Here is a 24,221-nt window from a genome sequence, read left to right as displayed (position 1 = left end):
TCGCATTCCATTGGTCAACACATTGACCCCCCAGACAAACTCGTACTTTGCAGGCTGAAATTGCCCGCACACACACCCCTGAACCAAAGGCCGCATAGCGTTATGCGACCGAACGCACATCAGGTCGGAGCATCCCTGACACGCGTTTCCCAGAAGGACCGGCAGCTTGGTCCCGAGGGCTTCTTTTTCAGCGACGCGCTGCCAACCGGCGGGCGACCCTGACAGAATTGCTAGAAACTCGTTTCCACGGCATTTCCAGTTTCTGGTCCCGCGCGGCCGCAACAACCGCGCTGAGAAAACGAGATTTCGATTTCATTTCTGATCCTGCTCTGACGCGGGGTCTGACGCCCCTTTTTCCTTTTGTAACCCTTATGTGACGCAGATTTGCGGCAGTGATGTGACGTATCCGGGAAATTATCAGGACAGAAGGTGAAGTTTGACAGATCCTCCGTGTTGAGGTGCCAGAATTCACATGTCTGAAAGTCAGATAACCATCTGAGTACTGGCAAAAAATTACGCTACGATTCTGCCCTCAGGTAAACACAATGAATGTGGCGGAAAGGTGGCGGGATTGCCTTAATCGAGGCTAATTCTACAATCTGATCGCAGAAATCAGACGTCCGTAATCGGCTTCTTTTGCATGCGTCGCACGGCGGTAGGAATAAAAGCGATCCGGGTCGGAATAGGTGCAGTGACGGGTCCATTCGGCGTGCCCGACACCGGCCTGTCGCAGCCGGTGCAGGCCGAACGCGGGCAGGTCGAACTGCAGCCTGTCTTCGTGACCATTGGCGAAAAACCGGCTGTTTTCGGGGGAATCGGCCAGAAAGTCGTCCAGAAACTCGGGCCCGACTTCATAGGCGCGCTGCGAGATTGACGGCCCGATGACAGCACGGGTGTTTTCGCGTGTCGCGCCGAGTGATTCCATGGCCTCCAGAGTGGCCTCGAGTACGCCATCCAGAGCGCCGCGCCACCCGGCATGGGCGGCCCCGATCACATTGGCGTCAGGATCGGCAAACAGCACCGGTTGGCAATCTGCGGTCAGAATTGTCAGGGCAAGGTTTGGCGTTGCGGTGACGACCGCATCGGCCTTGGGCTTCTCGCCTTTTATCGGGGCATCGATGGTCAAGACGGTTGGGGAATGCACCTGATGAATGCCGACCAGTTCGTCAGGCGTCACCTCCATGGCTTCGGCCACACGTCTGCGATTCAGCGCGACCACTTCGGTTTGGTCCGACGACCCATAGCCGCAATTCAACCCCGAAAAGATCCCGGACGACGCACCGCCCCGTCGGGTAAAGAAGCCGTGGCGCACGGGCGCGAGCATTTCAGAGGTCAGAATTTCCAGTGTCATGGCTCCAGTCCCGGCGGTGGCGCTGAATGTGATGGATACAGGCCCAGCACTTTGAACAGGTTTCCCATTTCATCGGGATGCGTCAACCGGCGATGTGCAGCAATCACCTGTTCTTGCATTGAACCGTCCACGGCTTTCGTCAAGGCCTGCGCCCGGGCCGTGATTCCCAACCGTTCAAGGAAGACACCCTGAGGGGTCAGCCGCGTATGCGAGCAACCTGCCGCGCGTGTGGCAATGGCCAGCGGTTCAAAATCCACATGCGCCGTCAGATCGCACTGCCCCGGATCGGTCAACGGATCAGACCGTTCATGGGCCTTTAACGCCTGCAAGGTGTCGCCCAGTGAATGCCAATCGCCATAGTCGATGATCAATGCGGCCCCGCAATGAGTTGCGACGCGACTGGCGAGGACCGTCATGATCGGGATTGCAGCCGCGCAGAGTTCGACAAGATCTCCGTCTTTGGTGTCGACTAGCCTGTCCTTTAACGCGACCTGAGGCGCATTTGGGCCCAGACCAAAGGCAAGCGCGCCGTCCAATTCTCCGATCAGCCGTTCGCGCCAGCCGTCGCCGTCACGGATGAACTGACGAACGGGAAGGGCGTCGAAAAATTCGTTGGCGATCAGGAATAAGGGCTGTTCAGGCAGGTCGGCGGTGTTTCCGATCCATTCGGGCGTGTACTGGTTCAGCGTTTCGGCCTGAATCTGCCGCAATGCAGGCGATGCCTCTAGCAGACAGATCTTAGCCGCAGCATGGAATCCGGGGACTTGCCGCGTGGCGCGCAGCGCATCGGCCATCAGCGTGCCGCGTCCGGGGCCAAGTTCGGCAAGGGTAAAAGGCGCGGGGCGTCCCTGATCGATCCAGCTTTGAGCCAGCGACAACCCGATCAGTTCGCCAAACATCTGGCTGATCTCGGGGGCGGTGATGAAATCGCCCTGCGCCCCAAGCGGGTCGCGGGTGCTGTAATAGCCCAGCTTGGGATGCAACAGGCAGTCGGTCATATATTCAGCCACGCTGATCGGGCCATCCTGACGGATGCGCGCGATCAAGTGGTCCGACAGATTCATGCCGAACGCCGCGCGCGCAGGACGAACCATAGGCCCAGCGCGATCATGGGCAGGCACAGCAACTGCCCCATGGTCAGGCCATAGCCGCCGACATGCCATGCCAGACCCAGCGGATTGCCGGGCGAGACAAACTGCGCGTCCGGTTGCCGAAAGAACTCAACGATAAAGCGGGAGGCGCCGTACCCGGCCAGAAACACCCCCATGATCCGGCCCGGTGCGTGAAAGGCCCCGCGACGGTAGACCAGCCACAGCAGGACCGCGCCCAGCAAAACGCCCTCAAGCGCGGCCTCATAAAGTTGCGAGGGGTGGCGGGCGCACATTCCCGCGACGACGCCGGGGCAATCCTGCGCGGCCATGCCGGGGAAGATCACGGCCCATGGCAGCTCACTGGGTCGGCCCCAAAGCTCGGCATTGACGAAATTGGCCAGCCGCCCCAGCAGCAGGCCGGGCGGAACCGTGTAGGCGACCAGATCGCCCAGCGACAGGATCGGGATTTTGTGACGCCGACCGTATAGATAAGACGCAAGGATGACGCCCAGCAAACCGCCGTGAAAGGCCATACCGCCTTGCCAGACCTTCAGAATCTCGGTCGGGTGCGACAGGTAGTAAGCCGGTTGATAAAACAGCACAAACCCAAGCCGACCGCCAAGGATGACGCCGACAATGATCCATGTCAGCAGGTCGTCCAGCTGTTCGGGCTTCATCGGCGGCGTGTCATTGGGCCACAGCGCGGGGCGGCGCAGGGCGACAATGGCCAGCCGCCACGCGATCAGAATGCCGACGATATAGGCCAGCGCGTACCATCTTAAGGCGAACTCCATCCCGAAGAGTGAGATCGAGAACAATTCGGGTGACAGATCGGGGAAATTCAGAACAGCCTGCATGTGCGTCTCATTGCCCGGGGTTTACGGGGCAAGTCAACCTTGAGCCTGCGCCAATCATTCCCCATATAGGGAAAAGCCCGCAATCGGAGAATAACCATGCAGACCCGCAACAAGATCCTCGACGATGTTTCCCAGCTGATGACCAACGCCATGGGTGTGGCGCAGGGCGCGCGGGAAGAGGCCGAGAATGCGATGAATTCCATGATCGACCGCTGGCTGGCCGACCGTGACTTTGTTACCCGTGAAGAATTTGATGCCGTGCGCGCCATGGCCCAGAAGGCCCGGGAAGAGAACGCAGCACTTGAGGCGCGCATCGCCGCGCTTGAGGCGAAACTGGACAAGTAACGTCCAAATCGAAGTTTTTTAGACAAAACAAACGCCGCGCAATCCAATTCCGGATTGTGCGGTGGAGTGTATCTTGCCGTCTTGCAGGAATTAATCAAGACAAAGCTGGCGCAAGTGCCAATATTTTGTTCGCCGTTGCTGACTGTCCACAACTTATTGCTGTTATCCCCAAGAAATAGGGTTGCCAGATTCCATCCAGCGGCGCACCATATTTAGTACAGGCCCATGGGGGAAGCCCGGCTTGTAGAGCAGGCAACTAGCGCTGGGGCGCTGCCAGCCCCGAAATGCTAGAGATTAGTGAGGTGGCATTATGGCCCTTTCCGAGCAGTTTCTCGAAGAAGACCTTCATCCGATCGATATTGTTGAACATCTGGCCGAACATCACGACTGGGATTTTGACCGCATCGGCGACGATCAGATCGCCATGGCTGTTGAGGGGCAGTGGCGGACATATTCCATTACACTGGCGTGGTCCAACTATGATGAAACGCTGCGCATGGTCTGCTCATTCGAGATGGAACCACCGTCCGAGCGTGAGAGCGAGCTGTATGAGTTGCTGAACAGGATGAATGATCAGTGCTGGGCGGGGGCGTTCACATATTGGGCGAACCAGAAGCTGATGGTTTATCGCTACGGATTGGTGCTGGCCGGTGGCCAGATGGCAAGCCCGGATCAGATCGATACGATGATCACCGCCGCCGTCATGAGCGCCGAACGCTACTACCCGGCGATCCAGCTGGTGACATGGGGCAATCGCGACCCGGAAGATGCGATGCAGGTTGCCATTGCAGAGGCTTACGGCCGGGCGTAAAGCTTTGCCCCGAACCGTTACGTCAGGGAAGGGGCAATCATGGACATGTCGCGCGTGGCCGAACACGGCCTGGTGCTGTTGGGATGCGGAAAAATGGGGTCCGCGATGTTGGCGGGTTGGCTCGAACACGGCCTGCCCGCCTCATCCGTTTGGGTGATCGATCCGTACCCGTCAGATTGGCTGAAGGCGCAGGGCGTTCATATCAACACCACATTGCCGGAAGCACCCGCCGTGGTTCTGGTGGCCGTCAAGCCGCAGATGATGGGTGACGCATTGCCCGCCATACAGGCGCTGGGCGGGGGCGGCAGCCTGTTCGTGTCTGTCGCGGCAGGTACATCGATTGCCACGTTCGAGGATGTGCTGGGTGCAGGCACCCCGATTGTGCGGGCGATGCCAAACACGCCCGCCGCGATCCGTCAGGGTATTACGGCGATGATCGGCAACACCCATGCATCCGAAGATGATCTGGCGCTGGCAGAAAACCTGCTCTCGGCCATCGGTGAGACTGTGCGCCTGTCGGCCGAAGCGCAGATTGATGCGGTGACCGGCGTTAGCGGCTCGGGTCCGGCTTATGTCTTCCACCTGATCGAAACGCTGGCCGCCGCGGGACAGGCGCAGGGCCTGCCGCACGATCTGGCGATGAAACTGGCCAAATCCACCGTGGCCGGGGCAGGGGCTTTGGCGATGGCGGCGGAAGAGGACCCTTCGCAACTGAGGGTCAATGTGACATCACCCAACGGCACCACGCAGGCCGCGCTTGAGGTTCTGATGCACGAGAAGGAAGGGTTCCCCGATCTGCTGCAACGCGCGGTCAAAGCCGCGACCGACCGATCCAAGGAACTGTCCGGTGAGTGAGATTTCCTTCGACGACTTCATGAAAGTCGATATCCGCGTTGGCGAGGTCATCCGGGCCGAGCCCTACCCCGAAGCCCGCAAGCCCGCGATCAAGATGTGGATCGATTTCGGCGATGAGATTAGCGAGCGTAAGACCTCGGCCCAGATCACCGCGCATTACGATCCGGTAACTCTGGTCGGCAAGCAGGTCATGGCGGTGGTCAACTTCCCTCCGCGCCAGATTGGCAAGTTCATGTCCGAGGTGCTGGTCTTGGGCCTGCCCGACGAAAACGGCGAGATCGTGTTGATCGGACCGGACGGAAAGGTCCCGCTGGGCGGACGGATGCACTGATGAAACTGTGGATCACCCGTCCCATGACGCCAGCAGTTGAGGCGCGGGCAAAGGCCGAGTTTGAGGTCGACATCCGCAGCTCCACCTCGCCGCTGTCACAGGATGAGATGAAGCGGGCGTTGGAAGACTACGACGTGGTGGTGCCAACTTTGGGCGACCAATTCTCTGCCGCCGTGTTTGCGGATGTGCCTGCGCCACGCTGCAAGCTGTTGGCCAATTTCGGTGTGGGCTACAACCATATCGACGTCGAAGCGGCGAACGCGGCGGGGGTCACGGTCACGAACACGCCGGGCGCCGTCACCGATGCCACCGCAGACATCGCGATGACTCTGCTGCTGTCCACCGCACGCCGCGCGGGTGAGGGGGAACGTCTGGTCCGGTCTGACGCGTGGCAGGGCTGGCATCCCACTCAGATGCTGGGGCATCACGTTACCGGCAAGCGCGTCGGTATCGTGGGTATGGGGCGCATCGGTCAGGCCATTGCCCGACGGTGTCATTTCGGGTTCGGGATGCAGATTGCCTACCAGTCCCGGAGCGCCAAGCAGTTGGATTTCGATGCAGAATACTTTGCGGATTTGGCTGCTTTGGCCGCGTCGGTCGATTTTCTGGTTCTGGCCGTGCCCGGTGGGGCCGAAACCCGCCATTTGATCAACGCGACGGTGCTGGAGGCCATGAACCCGGCAGCCATTCTGGTGAACATCGCGCGCGGAGAGGTGGTGGACGAAGCCGCCCTGATCGCTGCCCTTCAGGCGGGTCAGATCGCCGGGGCGGGGCTGGACGTCTACGAATTCGAACCTGCGGTCCCTCAGGCCTTGCGCGATATGGAGAACGTCACCCTGTTGCCCCATCTGGGCACCGCGACCGAAGAGGTTCGGACCAGCATGGGGCACATGGCGCTGGATAACGTGGCGGCGTTTGTTGCGGGCCGGGACCTGCCCAATCGCGTCTAGTCGCCGACGGCTTCGCGCCAGTGTTTGCGGCAGAGTGAAACATAGGTCTCGTTCCCGCCGATCTGAACCTGTGCGCCTTCGGTGATGGCCCTGCCGTTCTCATCCTGACGAATCACCATCGTGGCTTTGCGCCCGCATTTGCAGATGGTGCGGACTTCGCGCATCTCATCGGCCAGCGCCAGCAAAGCGGCGGATCCGGGGAACAGTTTGCCCTGAAAATCCACCCGAAGCCCGTAGGCCAGAACCGGGACGCGCAGGTCGTCAACGGCGCGCGCCAACTGCCAGACCTGATCTTCCGACAGAAACTGCGCCTCATCGACAAAAACGCAGGCGACAGAGCCTTGTTTCAGCCGGGCATCGATCATGGAAAACACATCTGTGTCAGGCCGGAACGTGTCGGCCTGTTCGGAAATGCCGATACGTGACGCGATGCGACCTGTTCCCGCGCGCCCGTCAACAGCGGCAGTCATCAGGTAGGTGTCCATGCCGCGCTCGCGATAATTGTGCGAGGCCTGCAGCAACACGGTCGATTTGCCCGCGTTCATAGTAGAGTAGTTGAAATACAGCTTTGCCATGCGCCGGGTCTAAAACGCATCCGCCAAACGGACAAGGGTTCAAAATGCCTGAAAAGAATCGACGTCGCCATTGCAGTTGCGAAGGCCGAGCACATGCTCTTTGGGGATGGAACCACCACTCTCACAACAGCGACGCCGTCGGCCAACATGCGGCCTTAACGGTGTGAGGCTAAACAATCCTGCCCCACGATCACTCATTACCGGCAGGAACTGCCGCCACTCACTCACAAAATCCCTCGCATATCTGAGGGATAGCCAATGTATGACATTTCAATTATGACTCTGTTATGGGAAATTTCCCGAGGCTTTCCCCCAACAACAGGGGTGGAACAGCGCGTGCAGGTAACAAAGGTAAAACAATGGCAGAGATCGGGGCTTATCTGAAGAAACACACCGAGGCGCTTGTCAAAGACGTCGGGATCGAAGCGGCGTGCGAGATTACGGGTAAATCAAAGGCGACTCTGGGCCGGTATTATTCTGACAATGCGGAACATGCCGACAGGTTCATGCCAGTTGACGCCGTGGCCCGGCTAGAGAATGCGGCGGCCTATCCGCATGTGACCTCGGCTTTGGCCGATCTCAAGAACATCACCCTGTCCTATGACGGGCGCAACACAGACAAGCCACGAACCGGCGGCGTGAATTCGGATGTCATTGCCCTGAGTCAGCGCTTTGCGATGCTGATGACAGAATATCAGGCCGCGATTGAAGACGGCATCATCACGGTGAACGAAGCCAAGCGTTTGCTGAAAGAGACCAGCCTGCTGCAACAGGTTCTGATCGAGATGAAACTGCATCTCGAGGAAGAAAGCGTCAGCTAAGAGCCGATGAAATCCTTGACGCGCCTCGTGCGCGCTGAGCGCTGGTCAGATTGACCCAACGACGCGCGGAAACGCTTTGGACGCCGTGCGTTGGCCCCCGGATCGCAAAGCGGGTCAGGCGGATGTTGCAATGCCCATCAAACGTGCCGCTTCACGATCACCGATCCGACCGAATAGCCAGCCCCGAAAGAACAGATCAGCCCGACGTCTCCGTCCTGCAAGTCATCCGAATATTTGGAGAACGCGATGATCGATCCGGCGGATGAGGTGTTGGCATAGTCCTGCAGGATGTTCGGCTGCTCACCGGCTTCCGGCTCGCGGCCCAGCACTTTCTTGCCAATGAAATCATTCATCGTCTTGTTGGCCTGATGCAGCCAAAGGCGTTTCAGGTCATCGCTGCTGACGCCCTCGGCGTCCATGTGGTCGCCGATATGCTTGCTGACGATCGGCAGCACTTCTTTGAACACTTTCCGACCGTTCTGCATGAACTGCATATCGCGACGGTCCACCATGCCTGCCGGGCGCGACCGGCGCAGGAAACCGTTATTGTTGCGGATATTGTTCGAGAAGGCAGTGGCGCAACGGGTCGACAGGACCTCGAAATGCGGGCCTTGGGCGTCTTCGATCCGTTCGATCAGCGTGGCGGTGGCAACGTCGCCGAAGATAAAGTGGCAATCGCGGTCGCGCCACTCCAGATGGCCCGAGCAGATCTCGGGGTTGACCACCAGCGCCGCCCGGACCGAGCCGGACCGCACCATGTCCGCCGCCGCCTGAATGCCGAAAGTGGCCGAGGAACAGGCCACGTTCATGTCAAACCCGAACCCGTCAATGCCCAGGGCCTGCTGAATCTCAATCGCAATCGCCGGATAGGCGCGTTCGTGGTTCGACGCGGCACAGATGACCAGATCCACATCCGCGGCCGTACGACCGGCCTGCGCCAACGCCTTGTTGCAGGCATCCACTGCCATCTCGGTCATGATCCCCGGCTCGTCATCGCTGCGCTGGCGCAGGGCGGGGTACATCATGTCCGGATCCAGAACGCCGGTCTTGTCCATCACATAGCGGTTTTGAATGCCCGAGGCCTTGACGATGAACTCTTCCGAGGAATGCTGCATCGGTTCCATCTGACCGGCGGCGATGGCCTCGGCGTTTTCGGCATTCTGCTTATCGGCATAGGCGTTGAATGCTTCCACAAGCTCAGCGTTTGTGATGACGTTTTCTGGCGTGAAAACACCGGTACCGGTGATGGCGGGCGTATACATGACGGGTCCTGAAGGTTTCGAATCCGCCTAAAATGCAGTCACAGCGGCATTTGATCAAGAGTTGTTAACCCAAGGGAATACACTCTGAGGGGCCGATTTCAACTTCATATCTTGAATATTTCAAATTTTGAAGTATATGGCCAGCAATCACGCAGGAGACGCACCGTGCAGGACGACATTGGCACAAGGTTGGGCCGCCTTAGCCCCGAGATACAGGCGATCATGGGCGTCTATGCGCTGTATTGGAAACTCGAAGAAGTTTTCGATTCGATGGAGACCGATCTGAGCCATCCGGAATGCCATATGCTGATCAAACTGGATCGGCCCAAGCGCATGGGGGTGCTGGCCACGGACATGCTGACCGTGCCCTCGACCATTACAGCGACGGCGGATGGGCTTGAAAAGGCGGGGTATCTGACACGCGAACGTGACCCGCAGGATCGGCGGGCCTGGTTGCTGGTGCTGACCCAACAGGGCGAAGATGCCCGCAATATGCTTGTGGCCGAAGCGGGGGCGCTGTTTCATCGCGCGTCTGGCCTGAACGAAGAAGAAACCGCTCAATTCGCGCATCTGGCGTGTAAGATACGTGACACCATTCTGAAAACGGGAATTCCCGAGGGATTGAAGAAATGAAACTGCTGACTTCTCTGGGCCTTGTTTTGGCTGTTCTGGCATCGCCGATGGCCGCGCAAGAGGTTGCAAAGCCGGTCAAACTTATGCTTGTGCAGGAAACCACGCCGGGGTTTTCGCGCCAGTTCTTTGGCCGTGTGGCGGCGCGGCAGACGGTTGATCTGGCGTTTCAGGTGTCAGGCCAGATTGTCGAAATGCCTGTCACCGAGGGCTTTGTTATTCCCAAAGGCGGGCTGATCGCCCAGCTTGATTCCGAGCCGTTCCAGCTGCGCCTGGACCGGGCGCGCCTGCAAAAGGAACAGGCAGACCGGACCGAGGCCCGACTGTCGCGCCTGCGGGGCACCACGGCCAGCCAGGTCGCCGTCGACGACGCCGAGACCGAGGCGCAACTGGCCGCTATCGCCGTGCGCGATGCCGAATACGAACTGGAACACGCCACGCTGACCGCCCCGTTCGATGCGCTGGTCTCCAGCCGTACGGTCGAGGCGTTTACGACCGTCTCTGCAGGCACACCGATTGTGCGCATCCACGATATGTCCGAGTTGCGGATCGAAGTGGATGTTCCCGAGATTTTGTTCCAACGCACCGGCCAGCAGGACGACATCACGATCTCTGCCAAGTTTCCCGCCAGTGATGAGGTTTTTCCGCTGGAAATCCGCGAATTCGATGCTGAAACCTCCAGCGTGGGTCAGACCTTCCGCATCCAGTTCGGCCTGACCCCGCCGGAAGGGCTGCAGATTCTGCCCGGATCATCCGTCACCGTGAATGTTCAGGTTCAGGACCAGCGCGTTGGCATCATCGTACCCACCACCGCCATCGTCGCAGATGCGAGCGGAGATTTGGGCGTCATGATCTATTCACCGGTTGGCGCAGAAGAGGGCACCGTTCGCCGCGTCCCCGTGACCATCGAGCCGACCCAGTTGGGTGGTGTTCGGGTGTTGACCGGCCTGTCTGGCGGGGAAGAGATTGTTGTCGCAGGTGGCGCCGCCTTGGCCGACGGTCAAACCGTGCGCCGGTTTTCCGGCTTTGGGAACTGAGGGGCTGAGATATGAACATCGCGCGCGCCTCGATCGACAGGCCACTATATACGTGGTTGATCATCCTGATTGCCCTGTTTGGCGGTATCTGGGGCTTTCTGTCTCTGGGTCGTCTCGAAGACCCGGCATTCACCATCAAGAACGCCGTCATCATCACCCAATATCCCGGCGCAACAGCTGAACAAGTGGCGCTTGAGGTCTCGGAACCGCTTGAATCCGCCATCCAGCAAATGGGCGAGGTGGACACGATCACCTCGGTCAACCAACCCGGCCGGTCGCTGATCGAGGTCGAGATCAAGTCCACCTATGACGGTGACGAACTGCCCGCCATCTGGACCCGCCTACGCGCCCAGATTCGCGATGCGGCGCGCGGCCTGCCCTCGGGCGTCGGCCAGCCTTACGTGAATGACGGCTTCGGTGACGTCTTTGGCCTGTTCTACGCGGTGACGGCCGAGGGTTATTCGGACGCGGAAAAACACGAACTGGCTACGTTTCTTCGGCGTGAGCTGCTGACCGTCAGTGGCGTCGCCGATGTCGAGGTTCAGGGCCTGCCGCAAGAGGCGATCTTTATCGAGCCCGACCTTGCCATCTCGGTGAATCAGAACGTGCCGATTCAGGCGATTAACGAGGCGATCTCGAACGCGGATTCGGTGAATTCATCCGGCTCGCTGCGGTCTGCGGACGACCGGACCACAATCCTGACCGCCGAAGGTTCGGACAGTGTGTCCGCCATTGCCGGGCTTTCCGTCGGCTCTCAGGGGCAGGTGATCAACCTGTTCGATATGTCCAACGTCTACCGCGCGCGCCAGACCGACCCGGACATCATGATCCGCTTTGACGGGGTCGAGGCGTTCACCCTGGGCATCGCCGGATTGTCGAGCGAGAACATTGTCGAAGTCGGCAAGCGCGTGGATGCCAAGTTTGACGAGTTGGACACCGCGATCCCCTTTGGCGTCGAAATCCTGCCGATTTACCAGCAGCATGTGGTGGTCGAACAAGCCTCGACCGACTTTCTGGTCAATCTGGCCATGTCCGTGGCCATCGTGGTCGCGGTTCTGGGCCTTTTCATGGGCTGGCGTGCGGCGGTTGTCGTGGGTTCGACGCTGCTGTTGACGGTGGTCGGAACGCTGCTGTTCATGGCGATGTTTTCGATTGAGATGGAGCGGATCTCGCTTGGCGCGCTGATCATCGCCATGGGGATGCTGGTCGACAATGCCATCGTTGTGGCCGAGGGGATGCAGATCGCCATGCTGCGCGGCAAATCCTCGCGCGATGCGGCGGAAGATGTGGCTTCGAAAACGCAAATTCCCCTGCTGGGGGCCACGGTGATCGGCATCATGGCTTTTGCGGGCATCGGTCTCAGCCCCGATGCAACCGGTGAGTTTTTGTTCTCGCTGTTCGCGGTGATCGGCATCTCGCTGCTGCTGAGTTGGGTGTTGGCCATCACGGTCACGCCGATGCTGGGGCACTACTTCTTCAAACAGGGCAAGGAAGGCGAAGTGGACGCCTATAGCGGCATTCTGTTCCGCATCTACGGCTCGGTTCTGCGCGGCGCGTTGCGGTTTCGCTGGCTGGTGGTCGTGGGGCTGGCTGCGGTTACGGTGGTTTGCTACGCAGGCTTCGGGCTGATGAAGCAGCAGTTCTTCCCGGACTCGAATACGCCGCTGTTCTTTGTGCATTACAAGCTGCCTCAGGGCACCACAATCGCCCGCACCGCCGAAGATATGGCCGTGTTTGAAGAATGGCTGAATGAGCGTGACGACGTTGTGTCGGTCACGACCTTTGTGGGGCAAGGGGCCACCCGGTTCATGCTGACCTATGCCGCCGAAGATCCGAACCCCAGCTACGGCCATATGATCATCCGCACTGAAACGCTGGACGATATCCCTGTCTTGCAGGCAGATCTTGAGGCGTTTGGTTCGGTGCAGTTTCCTGAAAGCGAGTTCCGCACCAGGCGGCTGGTCTTTGGGCCCGGCGGCGGCGATCCGATCCAGGCGCGGTTCTCGGGCAGCGATCCGGAAGTTCTGCGGCGACTGGCGGATGAAGCGGTGCAGCGCATGGCCGCCGCCTCGCCCAACGCGCTGCATGTCCATCACGACTGGCGTGAAAAGGAACTGGCGGTGCAGCCGATCTATGCGACCGAACGCGCCCAGACGGCAGGCGTGTCCCGCGAAGATATTGCCGCCACGCTGCAATTCTCGACCGATGGGATCACCGGCGGGGTCCTGCGCGAGCGTGACCGCCTGATCCCGATCATCCTGCGCCGCCCGGCGGACGGGGATTATTCAATCGTCGATCAGGTCGTCTATTCGGATCAATCGCAACGTTTCGTGCCCATCGAACAGATGGTGGACGGGTTTGAATACCAGGCCCTGAACACGCTGGTCCACCGGCGCGACAGGGTTCTGACCATCACGGTCGGAGCCGACATCCCGGCGGGCTTTACCGCTGCTCAGGTCCATACCGAGGTGCGCGCCGCGATTGAAGCAATCGATCTGCCGCCCGGCTACAAGATGGAGTGGGGGGGCGAGTTCGAAAACTCGCGCGACGCGCAGGAAAGTCTGGGCAGGCAATTGCCGCTAAGCTTGCTGATCATGGTGCTGATCTCGGTCCTGCTGTTCAATGCGATCCGACAACCGATCATCATCTGGCTTCTGGTGCCGATGTCGGTAAACGGCGTTGTGATTGGCCTGCTGGGAACCGGCCTGCCGTTCACCTTCACCGCCCTGCTGGGCCTGCTGAGCCTGTCGGGGATGTTGATCAAGAACGGCATTGTTCTGGTCGAAGAAATCGATCTGGTCCGGGCCACCGGTAAACCCCTGCAAGAGTCGATCATCGAAGCCTCGGTCTCGCGTCTGCGCCCGGTCATGCTGGCTGCGATCACCACGATCCTTGGGATGGCCCCGCTGCTGACAGACGCGTTCTTTGTCTCGATGGCCGTGACGATCATGGGCGGTCTGGCCTTTGCCACAGTCCTGACCATGGTCGCCGCGCCGGTGTTCTACCTGCTGTTCTTCAGGCGGGAAGAGGCAAGGCAAATGGCCGCGCAATCCGCTGCTTAATTGAAAAACCCCCGGTCACGGACCGGGGGTTTTGCTTTGTTCCCTTTGGGGTGAAGGATCACCCCTGCAGCGACATCACCTCAACATCCCCTTCGGCCTGCGCCTTGATCGCCAGCGCGGCGGCGTGGCTGGCGGCGGCGGTGGTGAAGTAGGGGATCTTGTCATAGAGCGCGATGGAGCGGATGACCTTGCTGTCTTCGACCGCCTGCGCGCCTTCGGTGGTGTTCATCACCAGCTGCACCTGACCGTCTTTCAGCATGTCGGCCACATCCGGGCGGCCTTCGTAGACCTTGTTGACCAGATCGCAGGCAACGCCTTGTTCGGCCAGCCAGCTTTGTGTGCCACGGGTTGCCACAAGGACAAAGCCCTGCGCGGCCAGAACCTGTGCGGCCTCAAGCATCGCGGGGGTCTTGTCGGCATCCTTGATCGAGATGAACGCACGGCCCGAGGACGGCAGGACCATACCCGCGCCCATCTGAGCCTTGAGGAAGGCGCGCGGGAAGTCGCGGTCCCAGCCCATGACCTCGCCGGTCGAGCGCATCTCGGGGCCCAGAATGGTGTCCACACCGGGGAAGCGGGCAAAGGGCAGGACCGCCTCTTTCACCGAGAACCACGGCATGTTCGGGTCGGCCAACGTCATCTGGTCGGCAATTTTTGTATCCTGACCTTCCTGATAGGGCGGACGCATCGGGAAGTTCGACAGCTTCTCACCCGCCATGACACGCGCCGCGATGGAGGCAATCGCGCTGTCGGTCGCTTTGGCCACGAAGGGCACGGTGCGGCTGGCGCGCGGGTTCACCTCGATCAGGTAGATCTCATCATCCTTGATGGCGAACTGCACGTTCATCAGGCCGACGACGTTCAGCGCCTTGGCAAGTTTGAACGCCTGATCCTTGATTTGTTCGAGGATCTCATCCGACAGCGAATAGGGCGGCAGCGAACAGGCCGAGTCGCCCGAATGCACGCCTGCCTCTTCGATATGCTGCATGATGCCCGCAACGTGGACGTCCGTACCATCGCACAGCGCATCCACATCCAGTTCCACCGCACCGGCCAGATAGCTGTCCAGCAGAACCGGGCTGTCGCCCGAGACCACCACGGCCTCATTGATGTAACGCCGCAGCTGATCCATATCGCGCACGATTTCCATCGCTCGGCCACCCAGAACGTATGAGGGGCGGATCACCAGCGGGAAGCCGATCTCGTCGGCAATCTCCAACGCTTGCGCGTCAGTCGCGGCGATGCCGTTCTTGGGCTGTTTCAGACCCAGATCGTTGACCAGCGCTTGGAACCGCTCACGGTCTTCGGCCAGATCGATGGCGTCTGGTGTGGTGCCCAGGATCGGGATGCCCTCAGCCTCAAGCGCGTTGGCCAGTTTCAGCGGGGTCTGACCACCGAACTGCACGATCACACCGTGCAGCGTGCCGTCTTCCTGCTCTTTCGTCAGGATTTCCATGACGTGCTCAAAGGTCAGCGGCTCGAAATACAGCCGGTCCGAGGTGTCATAGTCGGTCGAAACCGTCTCGGGGTTGCAGTTGACCATAATGGTCTCATACCCGGCCTCGGTCAGCGCGAAACAGGCGTGGCAGCAGCAATAGTCGAACTCGATGCCCTGACCGATCCGGTTCGGACCACCACCGAGAATGACAACCTTTTTGCGGTCGCTTGGGCGGGCTTCGCATTCGACCTCGCCCATCATCGGGGCCTCATAGGTCGAATACATATAGGGTGTCTGCGCCTCGAACTCGGCGGCACAGGTGTCGATGCGTTTGAAAACGGCATTGACGCCCAGATTGCGGCGGGCGCGGCGGACATTGTCTTCGTCGCGGCCGGTCAGATTGCCCAGACGCGCATCGGTGAAGCCCAGCATTTTTAGCTTGCGGATACCATCCTCGGTCACGGGAAGGCCGTCTTTGCGGACCTGACGTTCAGCGTCGATGATCTCGCGGATGCGGGCCAGGAACCATGGGTCGAACTTGGTGACACCAAAGATTTCATCGTCACTCAGGCCGTGGCGCATGGCTTGCGCGATGGTGCGCAGGCGGTCGGGCGTCTGCTTGCTGATCGCCTTGATCACTGCGGCCTTGTCGGTGGCCTCGTCCCAGACACCGACGTTCAGGCCGGGGATTTCGACCTCGTCAAAACCGGTCAGCCCGGATTCCATCGAGGCCAGCGCCTTTTGCATCGATTCGTGGATGGTGCGGCCGATGGACATCGCCTCACCCACCGATTTCATGGCGGTGGTCAGATAGGGTTCCGAGCCCGGGAATTTCTCGAACGCGAATTTCGGGATCTTGGTGACGACGTAGTCGATGGTCGGCTCGAACGAGGCGGGCGTGACCTTGGTGATGTCGTTGTCCAGCTCGTCCAGTGTGTAGCCCACTGCCAGCTTGGCCGCGATCTTGGCAATCGGGAAACCGGTCGCCTTTGAGGCCAGCGCCGAGGAGCGCGACACGCGCGGGTTCATCTCGATCACGACCATGCGGCCGTCGACCGGGTTGATCGCCCATTGCACGTTCGACCCGCCAGTTTCCACGCCGATCTCACGTAGCACGGCAATCGAGTGATTGCGCATGATCTGGTATTCTTTGTCAGTCAACGTCAGGGCCGGGGCCACAGTGATCGAGTCGCCGGTGTGCACGCCCATCGGGTCCACGTTTTCGATGGAACAAACGATGATGGCATTGTCGGCAGTGTCGCGCACCACCTCCATCTCGTATTCTTTCCAGCCCAGCAGGCTTTCGTCGATCAGGATCTGGCCCACGGGGCTGGCATCCATGCCCGAGCGGCAAATATGGATATAATCCTCGCGGTTATAGGCCACACCGCCGCCGGTGCCGCCAAGTGTAAAGGCAGGGCGGATGATCGCGGGCAGACCCACCGTTTCCAGGGTTTCCAGCGCGATGGCGACACCTGCATCCAGGTCTTTCTTGCCGTCTTCGTCCTTGGGGGCGGTCACGATCTCGGCCTTGGGGTTTTCGATGCCCAGTCGGTCCATCGCCTCGCGGAACAGGGCGCGGTCCTCGGCCATTTCGATGGCGTCGCGCTTGGCGCCGATCATCTCGACGCCGAACTTCTCAAGCACGCCCATCTCTTCCAGCGCTAGCGAGGTGTTCAGGCCGGTCTGTCCGCCCATCGTGGGCAGCAGCGCGTCGGGGCGTTCTTTCTCGATGATCTTGGCGACAACCTCGGGCGTGATCGGCTCGATATAGGTGGCATCCGCCAGACCGGGATCGGTCATGATCGTCGCGGGGTTCGAGTTCACCAGAATGACCCGATAACCTTCCTCGCGCAGCGCCTTGCAGGCCTGAGCGCCGGAATAGTCGAACTCACACGCCTGCCCGATGACAATGGGGCCCGCCCCGATGATCATGATCGACTGGATGTCGGTTCTTCTCGGCATGGCCTTGTTCCTTCGATTGTCCGCGAGTCAGGGCACCGCCCCAGCGCCCAAATTGTCCTGCGTTATAGGGACCGCGCGAAAAGGTGCAAGAGGTATCGGAAACAGGTGCGAAATTGCCGCTTTCCCCTCTTTCCCTTGGCGGCGTATTCTCTATATCGCGCAGCACGGCTTATGAGGATGCACTTGCGTATTCGTTTCGATCAGGGGCCAGCCGGTCCGGGAACCCGGTTCGACCGGCCATCCCACATCATCCGCGCGGACGAGGCGGACGAGGTGCCCCAGGCGCTGGCGGCATTGGATGAGGCGCGCGCGGCGGGTGGCTGGCTGGCCGGTTATGCCTGTTACGAGCTTGGATATGCGTTGGAGCCGCGCTTGTTGTCCCGTCTGCCGGGCGACCGGGCACTGCCGTTGCTGTGTTTCGGGGTCTATGACCAACCGGATCAAAGCGATCTGCCCAAAGCGTCGGGCGGCATTGCCCAGTTCCAGCCGCGCTGGGATGAGGCACGATACAGCCGGGCGTTCCGGGCCGTGCATGACGCCATCGGGGCCGGGGACATTTATCAGGCCAATCTGACCTTCCCAATCGATCTGACGGTTGAAGGGGACAGCGCGGCGCTTTACGCGGCCCTGACATCTGGGCAACCCGTTGGCCACGGCGCTTTGATTCAGCAAGAGGGGCTGCCCGACCTGCTCAGCCGCTCGCCCGAACTGTTCTTCCGCACAGATGAGACCGGGCGTGTCGAGACCCGACCGATGAAGGGCACCCAGCCCCGCAGCGAAGATATGGCCGAGGATGCGCGCCGCCGAAACTTCCTGTCCAGCGACGAAAAGAACCGGGCTGAGAATCTGATGATCGTCGATCTGCTGCGCAACGATATCAGCCGCGTGGCCTTGCCTGGCTCGGTTCATGTGCCCGAACTGTTCAAGGTCGAAACCTATGCCACCGTGCATCAGATGGTGTCGCTGGTGCGGGCGCAGTTGCAGATCGGGGCCGGGTTGTCCGACATTCTGACCGCTTTGTTCCCCTGCGGATCCATTACCGGAGCGCCCAAGATCCGCGCGATGGAGATCCTGTCCGACCTCGAACCCTGGCCCCGCGACATCTATTGCGGCACGATCGGCTGGGCCGCGCCGGACGGACGGTCCGAGTTCAACGTTGCCATCCGCACGCTGATGGTGGACGGTGCCGCTGCAACGCTGAATGTCGGCGGTGGGGTGGTCTGGGACAGCACGGCCCCGTCTGAATACGAGGAAGCCCTATGGAAAGCCCGCTTTGCCCGCCAGTTGAGCCTGATTTCCGCCTGATCGAAACGCTGGGCTTCAGGCCCGGGCAGGGGTTTGTCCGACAGGACCGGCATCTGAACCGAATGGCGCGCACCGCCAAGGCGTTGGGCTTGCCCTTCGACCGATCTGCTGCGCTGAGCGTTCTGTCTGAGGTTGCCAGTGAGGCCCCCTTGCGCTGTCGTCTGACCATGGATGTTTCGGGTCAGTTCGACCTGACCACCGCCCCGCTGGCGGAAAACCCGCCGCTCTGGCGGGTGGGGGTGTCCGAGACCCGCCTGACCTCGGGCGACATATGGCTGCGCCACAAAACCACCCGGCGTGATCTCTATGACACCGCTCGTGCCGCGATGCCCGACGGTATCGACGAGTTGCTGTTCCTGAATGAACGGGATGAGCTGTGCGAGGGCACTATCACCAACCTGTTCATTGAAACCCACGAAGGGCGACGGCTGACTCCGCCCCTGTCCAGCGGGCTTTTGCCGGGTATTCTGCGCGAAGAATTGCTGGAACAAGAAGAGTTTGCCGAGGCGGTTCTGACCTTGAATGATCTGAAAGAGGCCCAATCTGTTTTCATGGGAAATTCGTTACGCGGCCTGATACCGGTGGAGTTGGTGAATCTGTGAGCAAAGACAGCACGATGGTCGCCCCTCCGGTCGCGGCAGCGCGATTGCGGATTGAGTTTGGCCTGTTTTTCATTATTGCCCCGCTGGTGATCGCGGTGCTTTTTCCACCCAACTGGATGTTCCCGGCGCTGTTTGCCTTTACCGGTTTGGGCATCGTTCTGCTGCATGTTACGCCCGGTTTTCAGTGGGCAGAACTGCGATACGAATGGGCAAACTGGTCATTTCGTGAACTGGCGGTATTCACACTGGCGACTGCCGCATTCTGTACCGTGCTGATCTACCTGACCCGGCCAGATGCGGCCTTTTTTCTGCTGAGAAACCGACCCGAGATGCTGGCCTTCATCTGGATCGGCTATCCGCTTCTGTCCGCCCTGCCGCAAGAGCTATTATTCCGCCCGCTGTTTTTCCGCCGCTACCACGCCATCCTGCCGGACGGGCGCAGGGCCGACCTGCTGAACGCGGCCATCTTCGCCTTCGCGCATCTGATGTATTGGAGCTGGATTGTCACCATCATGACCTTTGTAGGCGGGTTGCTGTTCAGCTGGGCCTATCGCAAGCGCGGCTCGTTCTTTTACGCCGTTCTGCTGCACGCGATTGCGGGGAACATCATCTTTGCCGTGGGGCTGGGTGTTTATTTCTATTCAGGCAATGTGCAAAGGCCGTTTTGACGGCGCGACCTGCCTTGACTTTCCGGGCCTGACAGGGTGTATCGGCGCGACGAATTCTGCGCCCGAAGGGATATTCCATGCACGCCTATCGCAGCCACACCTGCGCCGCTCTGACCGCCGCCAATGTCGGTGAAACCGTTCGCCTGTCCGGTTGGGTGCATCGGGTCCGAGATCACGGCGGCGTGCTGTTCATCGATCTGCGCGACCACTTCGGCGTAACGCAGGTTCTATGCGACGGTGACAGCGCGGCCTTTGCCGAACTTGAGAAGGTGCGCTCGGAATGGTGCATCCGCATCGACGGCACCGTCAAAGCGCGTGACGCGGATCTGGTGAACCCGAAATTGCCCACCGGCGAGATCGAGGTTTACGTGCGTGAACTGGAAGTGCTGGGTGCCGCTGACGAACTGCCGCTGATGGTGTTCGGCGATCAGGAATACCCCGAGGAAACCCGCCTGCGCTATCGCTATCTGGACCTGCGCCGCGAAGCGATGCAGCGCAACATGACCCTGCGCTCGGACGTTGTGGCCTCGATGCGCAAACGCATGTGGGATCAGGGCTTCCGCGAGTATCAGACGCCGATCATCACGGCATCCTCGCCCGAAGGTGCGCGCGACTTTCTGGTGCCCTCGCGCCTGCATCCGGGCAAATTCTACGCCCTGCCGCAGGCCCCTCAGCAGTTCAAGCAGTTGATCATGGTCTCGGGCTTCGACAAATATTTCCAGATCGCGCCCTGCTTCCGCGACGAAGACCCGCGCGCCGACCGCTCGCCCACCGATTTCTACCAGCTTGACCTTGAGATGTCGTTTGTCGAGCAGCAGGACGTGTTCGACACCATCCAGCCCGTTCTGACCGGCGTGTTCGAAGAGTTCGGAGGTGGCCGGAAGGTTGACCAAGAGTGGCCGCAGATTTCCTACAAGGACGCGGCCTTGTGGTATGGCACCGACAAGCCCGACCTGCGCAATCCTATCAAAATGCAAGTGGTCTCCGACCACTTCCGCGATAGTGGCTTTGCGATTTTCGCGAAGCTGTTGGAGCAGGACGGCACCGAAATCCGCGCCATCCCTGCGCCGACCGGCGGCAGCCGCAAGTTCTGCGACCGCATGAATGCATTCGCCCAGAAAGAGGGTCTGCCCGGCATGGGCTATATCTTCTGGCGCGATCAGGGCGAAGGGATGGAGGCTGCAGGTCCGCTGGCCAAGAACATCGGCCCCGAACGTACCGAGGCGATCCGTCAGCAATTGGGTCTGGGTGTTGGTGACGCGGCGTTCTTCCTGGGCGGCAAGCCGAAAGCCTTTGAAAAGGTCGCAGGCAAGGCCCGCGACGTGATCGGAGAAGACCTTGGCCTGACCGAGAAAGACCGCTTTGCCTTTGCCTGGATCGTCGATTTCCCGATCTATGAACAGGACGAAGAAACCGGCGCGATCGATTTCGAACACAACCCGTTCTCGATGCCGCAGGGCGGTATGGAGGCGCTGCAGGGCAATCCGCTGGACGTGCGCGGGTACCAGTACGATCTGGCCTGTAACGGGTACGAGCTGGTCTCGGGCGCGATCCGGAACCACAAGCCCGAGATCATGTTGAAAGCCTTTGAATTGGCCGGTTACGGCGCGGATGAGGTCAAATCGCGCTTTGGCGCCCTGTTCAACGCCTTCCACTACGGCGCGCCGCCGCACGGGGGCTGTGCTGCGGGCATCGACCGGATCGTGATGCTGTTGGCGGATGAGGCCAATATCCGCGAGGTCATGATGTTCCCGATGAACCAGCGCGCCGAGGACCTGATGATGGACGCGCCGTCCGATCCGACCTCGGATCAGTTGATGGAACTTGGTTTGCGGATCATTCCGCAGGATTAAGCCTGTCGGTCGCGGCCTGCCGCTTGTCTGGTGATGAGCGCACGTGTTGCGCGGCGTAAACCGTATCACGACTGAACCGCTCGCCATGCGCGGGCGGTTTGCGTTTGTCACTTGTGTCTAAGGCAGACCGGCAAACGCGACGTCAAGGGAATCAATCAATCCCTTTGCCCAGCTTCTGCCGGTTCACGCGAATGGATCGGGCACTCTGCCGGGTTTGCCGGTACATCCACCCGAACACCAGGGATGCGGTGATGAAATAGGCGGTGGCCATGTCAGATCGCCTCCCGCTGTTCCAGCCGGTTTTGAACAAGCCCGGCAACCTGCGCGGCCTGAGCGGTGATCGGACTGCCTTGCGCCCGGGAAAGTGACAGTTTCCGCGCCGCATCCGCCAACACCGTATCGTTGGCCTCACGCGCAACGCCGTGAAGAAACTGGGCAGCATAATCCAGCATGCGCGGATCGGTCGGCCCTGCCAGAACGTCCGCGATATGCGCCATGTCGTCCTGATAGGCCAGTGGATCAGGGTGAATGACTTCGTCCCGAACGGCGTGCAACCCGCTGGGCCGACGATCCTCGGGGAGGCGTTCCAGAATGGCTTTTTGAAAATAAGACATGGATTTTAGGGGTTTGGGCAAAAAACCGTCAGCCCCGTCCCCAAGGGCAGCAGACTCGGTGCATGTATCACCTGACATCGCCAGAATGACACTGATCCGGGGCGAGGCCTGAGTCAGTTCAGCAATCAGATCGGCCCCGGAGCCGTCCGGCAGACCCATATCCACAAGAATGACCGAGGGGCGATAGATCTGAAGGTGACGCCGTGCGGATTTCAGGCAATCGGCACGTCGGATCCTTGCCCCGCTGTGCAGGCACATCAGGCGGATCGCGTCGCAGGCATAGCGGCTGTCTTCGACAACCAGAATGGTCTGTCCCAGCAAAGGCCGCGTCGCCGTGGGCGTAGCGATAGTTGTGGCGAAAGGAACCGAATCGTCCATGTCAGATCTCCTATCCAGCAGATGCCTCACGCTAGGAACTTCTGGCTAACAGAGGGTTAACCGTGGCCAGTTAAGAGATTTTTGCCTCCGGCTAGGGGTCGCTATCGGTACGGCTGTACTGGGTAATCCGCCACTGTGTGGTTATGGGTCACCATAAACCGTTCTCCTGCGTGTACCCTTGGTCCGCAAGCGATGTAACCAACGTCAATAAATAGACAAAAGATGCTCTGGCCGATTGAGCACTTGGCGGGTTGTAGAAGCACTGCATTAAATCAGTTGCTTCGCTTGGTGTAGCCAAGTTTTGAAACATCAACGCTTTTGGTTTGTTTTTTACCAAACTGTTTTTCCAATTGTTTAAGCAAGGGTTTTTGGGCGCTGGTTACCCAAATGCATCGTTTGTTTTTCAGATGCTTTACTGTTTCGAAGTTTTTTGGAATAGCCGAGATGTTGTCGATGATCACCCAATCGGCCTCGTTTAGTGACCAGCTTTCAGATAACTTACTTTCCTTTTGCGTATGGCTTCCGGCTTCGATCAACTCGTTGGCAGCACTTATGTATCGTATATATTTTTGACCCACGGTCACTTCACTGCCAATCGCCACAGCCAGCGTTGTTCGCCCGTCACCGAGCTTGCCACTTAGGATTAAATGTTGTGGGCCTTCGCCTTTCAGGAAATTACACACAGGCTTTTTAGCGTATTCCCAATTTGCAGCAGAGTAGGTTCCTAGTCGAAATAGGTAAGGCAACCCAGACTTATCAAAAGCTCTCTTTTCAGGATGGAAGCGCCACCATCCCCACAACGTAGCGACGACAAGAAGAAGAAACCATACCGCCAGGTATACGTCTGGCCATGGAAGAAAAACTGCAAGGGCGACCCCCAGGCTGACGAAGATAACATCTGTCACGGAGTCGGCTATGATCTCGCACTTTTTAACCGGAAAAGGCGATTGCGATGCGATTTGAGCAAGCCGGATATCCCTAATTTCTTTTAGCGGATAAATTAGGAACGCGACCCAGAAATATGTGGCAAGCCATGAGATTAGTTCCATAGCAATCGCAGTGGCCACAAACCCCAACCCCAAATGAGCAGTCTGATTGGCCCACCATGTATAGCTCGCGGTGTAGCTCTGATAAACGTCAGACGAGAACAGGCTTCCCGCGGGTTTAAACAGTTGTTTTTTGCGACCATCGTTCATTTGTTTCACCTTTACCTTGCTGGAAAACTATTACTCTGCAATATCCGGAACTGGTTGGCCCAATTTGACTGCTCCAGTTCGAATTTTAGTGCATAACTGGTCTCTGTTCCATCGGGACAGTGGTTTCTGGTGCCAACTGCGCAAACCCAGTGTGCTCAAACCCCGACGATAATAACACAGGGTTAACGGGCGATTTGGCGCACTTGTCCTTTGCCGGAACTGCC

General features: G+C 59.6%; 21 protein-coding genes. 13 read left to right on the top strand and 8 right to left on the bottom strand.

Annotated features, from left to right (window positions below):
- Positions 1-592 precede the first annotated feature (592 nt).
- Genes pgeF through lgt form a run of 3 tightly spaced genes read right to left on the bottom strand, consistent with a single transcriptional unit; the run spans position 593 to position 3,299 of the window.
- A complete protein-coding gene (gene pgeF, locus ACR0E6_RS09515; RefSeq protein ID WP_480582623.1) occupies positions 593-1,351 on the bottom strand; it encodes a peptidoglycan editing factor PgeF in 759 nt (252 codons plus the stop codon).
- Positions 1,348-2,415 (bottom strand): class I SAM-dependent methyltransferase, encoded by a 1,068-nt coding sequence (locus ACR0E6_RS09510; protein ID WP_480582621.1) that lies wholly within the window; start codon positions 2,413-2,415, stop codon positions 1,348-1,350. Before ACR0E6_RS09510 ends, pgeF begins: the two co-directional genes overlap by 4 nt.
- Positions 2,412-3,299 carry a prolipoprotein diacylglyceryl transferase gene (lgt, locus tag ACR0E6_RS09505; RefSeq protein ID WP_480582619.1) on the bottom strand — a complete coding sequence of 296 codons (888 nt, stop codon included), beginning with the start codon at positions 3,297-3,299 and terminating at the stop codon, positions 2,412-2,414. Before lgt ends, ACR0E6_RS09510 begins: the two co-directional genes overlap by 4 nt.
- 96 nt (positions 3,300-3,395) lie before the next feature.
- On the opposite strand from lgt, the gene ACR0E6_RS09500 reads away from it, so the two are divergent.
- From ACR0E6_RS09500 to ACR0E6_RS09480, 5 genes are all read left to right on the top strand, one after another.
- The gene (locus ACR0E6_RS09500; RefSeq protein WP_480582617.1) at positions 3,396-3,644 is read left to right on the top strand and encodes an accessory factor UbiK family protein; all 249 of its coding nucleotides are present in this window, start codon (positions 3,396-3,398) and stop codon (positions 3,642-3,644) included.
- 310 nt (positions 3,645-3,954) lie between these two features.
- On the top strand, positions 3,955-4,455 hold the full coding sequence (locus tag ACR0E6_RS09495) for a YbjN domain-containing protein (RefSeq protein ID WP_170452647.1): 501 nt from the start codon (positions 3,955-3,957) through the stop codon (positions 4,453-4,455).
- Between the two features lie 39 nt (positions 4,456-4,494).
- Positions 4,495-5,310 (top strand): pyrroline-5-carboxylate reductase, encoded by an 816-nt coding sequence (gene proC, locus ACR0E6_RS09490; protein WP_480582615.1) that lies wholly within the window; start codon positions 4,495-4,497, stop codon positions 5,308-5,310.
- Positions 5,303-5,641, top strand: coding sequence for a tRNA-binding protein (locus tag ACR0E6_RS09485; protein ID WP_480582613.1), 339 nt, complete (start codon positions 5,303-5,305; stop codon positions 5,639-5,641). Before proC ends, ACR0E6_RS09485 begins: the two co-directional genes overlap by 8 nt.
- A complete protein-coding gene (locus ACR0E6_RS09480) occupies positions 5,641-6,591 on the top strand; it encodes a 2-hydroxyacid dehydrogenase (protein ID WP_480582611.1) in 951 nt (316 codons plus the stop codon). The genes ACR0E6_RS09485 and ACR0E6_RS09480 overlap by 1 nt, the downstream gene beginning before the upstream one ends.
- On the opposite strand, the gene ACR0E6_RS09475 is transcribed toward ACR0E6_RS09480, so the two are convergent.
- A complete protein-coding gene (locus tag ACR0E6_RS09475) occupies positions 6,588-7,166 on the bottom strand; it encodes a thymidine kinase (protein ID WP_170452639.1) in 579 nt (192 codons plus the stop codon). The genes ACR0E6_RS09480 and ACR0E6_RS09475 overlap by 4 nt on opposite strands.
- 359 nt (positions 7,167-7,525) lie before the next feature.
- Here ACR0E6_RS09475 and ACR0E6_RS09470 point away from each other — a divergent pair, with 359 nt between their 5' ends.
- Positions 7,526-7,987, top strand: coding sequence for a hypothetical protein (locus tag ACR0E6_RS09470; protein ID WP_170452637.1), 462 nt, complete (start codon positions 7,526-7,528; stop codon positions 7,985-7,987).
- A gap of 137 nt (positions 7,988-8,124) precedes the next feature.
- Here the strand turns inward: ACR0E6_RS09470 and ACR0E6_RS09465 are convergent, their stop codons facing one another.
- Positions 8,125-9,249, bottom strand: coding sequence for a beta-ketoacyl-ACP synthase III (locus ACR0E6_RS09465; protein ID WP_480582608.1), 1,125 nt, complete (start codon positions 9,247-9,249; stop codon positions 8,125-8,127).
- A gap of 165 nt (positions 9,250-9,414) precedes the next feature.
- Here ACR0E6_RS09465 and ACR0E6_RS09460 point away from each other — a divergent pair, with 165 nt between their 5' ends.
- From ACR0E6_RS09460 to ACR0E6_RS09450, 3 genes are read left to right on the top strand one after another with little or no spacing between them, the layout of a single operon-like run.
- Positions 9,415-9,882, top strand: coding sequence for a MarR family winged helix-turn-helix transcriptional regulator (locus tag ACR0E6_RS09460; protein WP_480582606.1), 468 nt, complete (start codon positions 9,415-9,417; stop codon positions 9,880-9,882).
- Positions 9,879-10,916 carry an efflux RND transporter periplasmic adaptor subunit gene (locus ACR0E6_RS09455; RefSeq protein WP_480582604.1) on the top strand — a complete coding sequence of 346 codons (1,038 nt, stop codon included), beginning with the start codon at positions 9,879-9,881 and terminating at the stop codon, positions 10,914-10,916. The genes ACR0E6_RS09460 and ACR0E6_RS09455 overlap by 4 nt, the downstream gene beginning before the upstream one ends.
- Positions 10,917-10,927: 11 nt before the next feature.
- Positions 10,928-13,978, top strand: coding sequence for an efflux RND transporter permease subunit (locus ACR0E6_RS09450; RefSeq protein WP_480582602.1), 3,051 nt, complete (start codon positions 10,928-10,930; stop codon positions 13,976-13,978).
- A gap of 58 nt (positions 13,979-14,036) precedes the next feature.
- On the opposite strand, the gene carB is transcribed toward ACR0E6_RS09450, so the two are convergent.
- Entirely contained in the window at positions 14,037-17,381 is a 3,345-nt protein-coding gene (carB, locus tag ACR0E6_RS09445) for a carbamoyl-phosphate synthase large subunit (protein ID WP_480582600.1), read from the bottom strand.
- A 177-nt stretch (positions 17,382-17,558) separates the two neighbouring features.
- Between carB and ACR0E6_RS09440 the strand changes: the two genes are divergently transcribed.
- The 4 genes from ACR0E6_RS09440 to aspS all read left to right on the top strand — a co-directional run bounded on the left by ACR0E6_RS09440 (position 17,559) and on the right by aspS (position 21,809).
- Entirely contained in the window at positions 17,559-18,686 is a 1,128-nt protein-coding gene (locus ACR0E6_RS09440; protein ID WP_480582598.1) for an aminodeoxychorismate synthase component I, read from the top strand.
- Positions 18,641-19,288, top strand: coding sequence for an aminotransferase class IV family protein (locus ACR0E6_RS09435; RefSeq protein WP_480582596.1), 648 nt, complete (start codon positions 18,641-18,643; stop codon positions 19,286-19,288). Before ACR0E6_RS09440 ends, ACR0E6_RS09435 begins: the two co-directional genes overlap by 46 nt.
- The gene (locus tag ACR0E6_RS09430; protein WP_480582594.1) at positions 19,285-19,956 is read left to right on the top strand and encodes a CPBP family intramembrane glutamic endopeptidase; all 672 of its coding nucleotides are present in this window, start codon (positions 19,285-19,287) and stop codon (positions 19,954-19,956) included. The genes ACR0E6_RS09435 and ACR0E6_RS09430 overlap by 4 nt, the downstream gene beginning before the upstream one ends.
- A gap of 77 nt (positions 19,957-20,033) precedes the next feature.
- Positions 20,034-21,809, top strand: coding sequence for an aspartate--tRNA ligase (aspS, locus tag ACR0E6_RS09425; RefSeq protein WP_480582592.1), 1,776 nt, complete (start codon positions 20,034-20,036; stop codon positions 21,807-21,809).
- A 272-nt stretch (positions 21,810-22,081) separates the two neighbouring features.
- On the opposite strand, the gene ACR0E6_RS09420 is transcribed toward aspS, so the two are convergent.
- Entirely contained in the window at positions 22,082-22,801 is a 720-nt protein-coding gene (locus tag ACR0E6_RS09420) for a response regulator (protein WP_480582590.1), read from the bottom strand.
- Positions 22,802-23,073: 272 nt separating this feature from the next.
- Positions 23,074-23,997, bottom strand: coding sequence for a hypothetical protein (locus ACR0E6_RS09415; protein WP_480582588.1), 924 nt, complete (start codon positions 23,995-23,997; stop codon positions 23,074-23,076).
- Positions 23,998-24,221 lie beyond the last annotated feature (224 nt).

The sequence above is a fragment of the Ruegeria sp. AP12 genome, from assembly GCF_056540025.1.
Note: the sequence above shows the minus strand (reverse complement) of the source record. Positions and strands in the feature narration are given on the sequence as shown.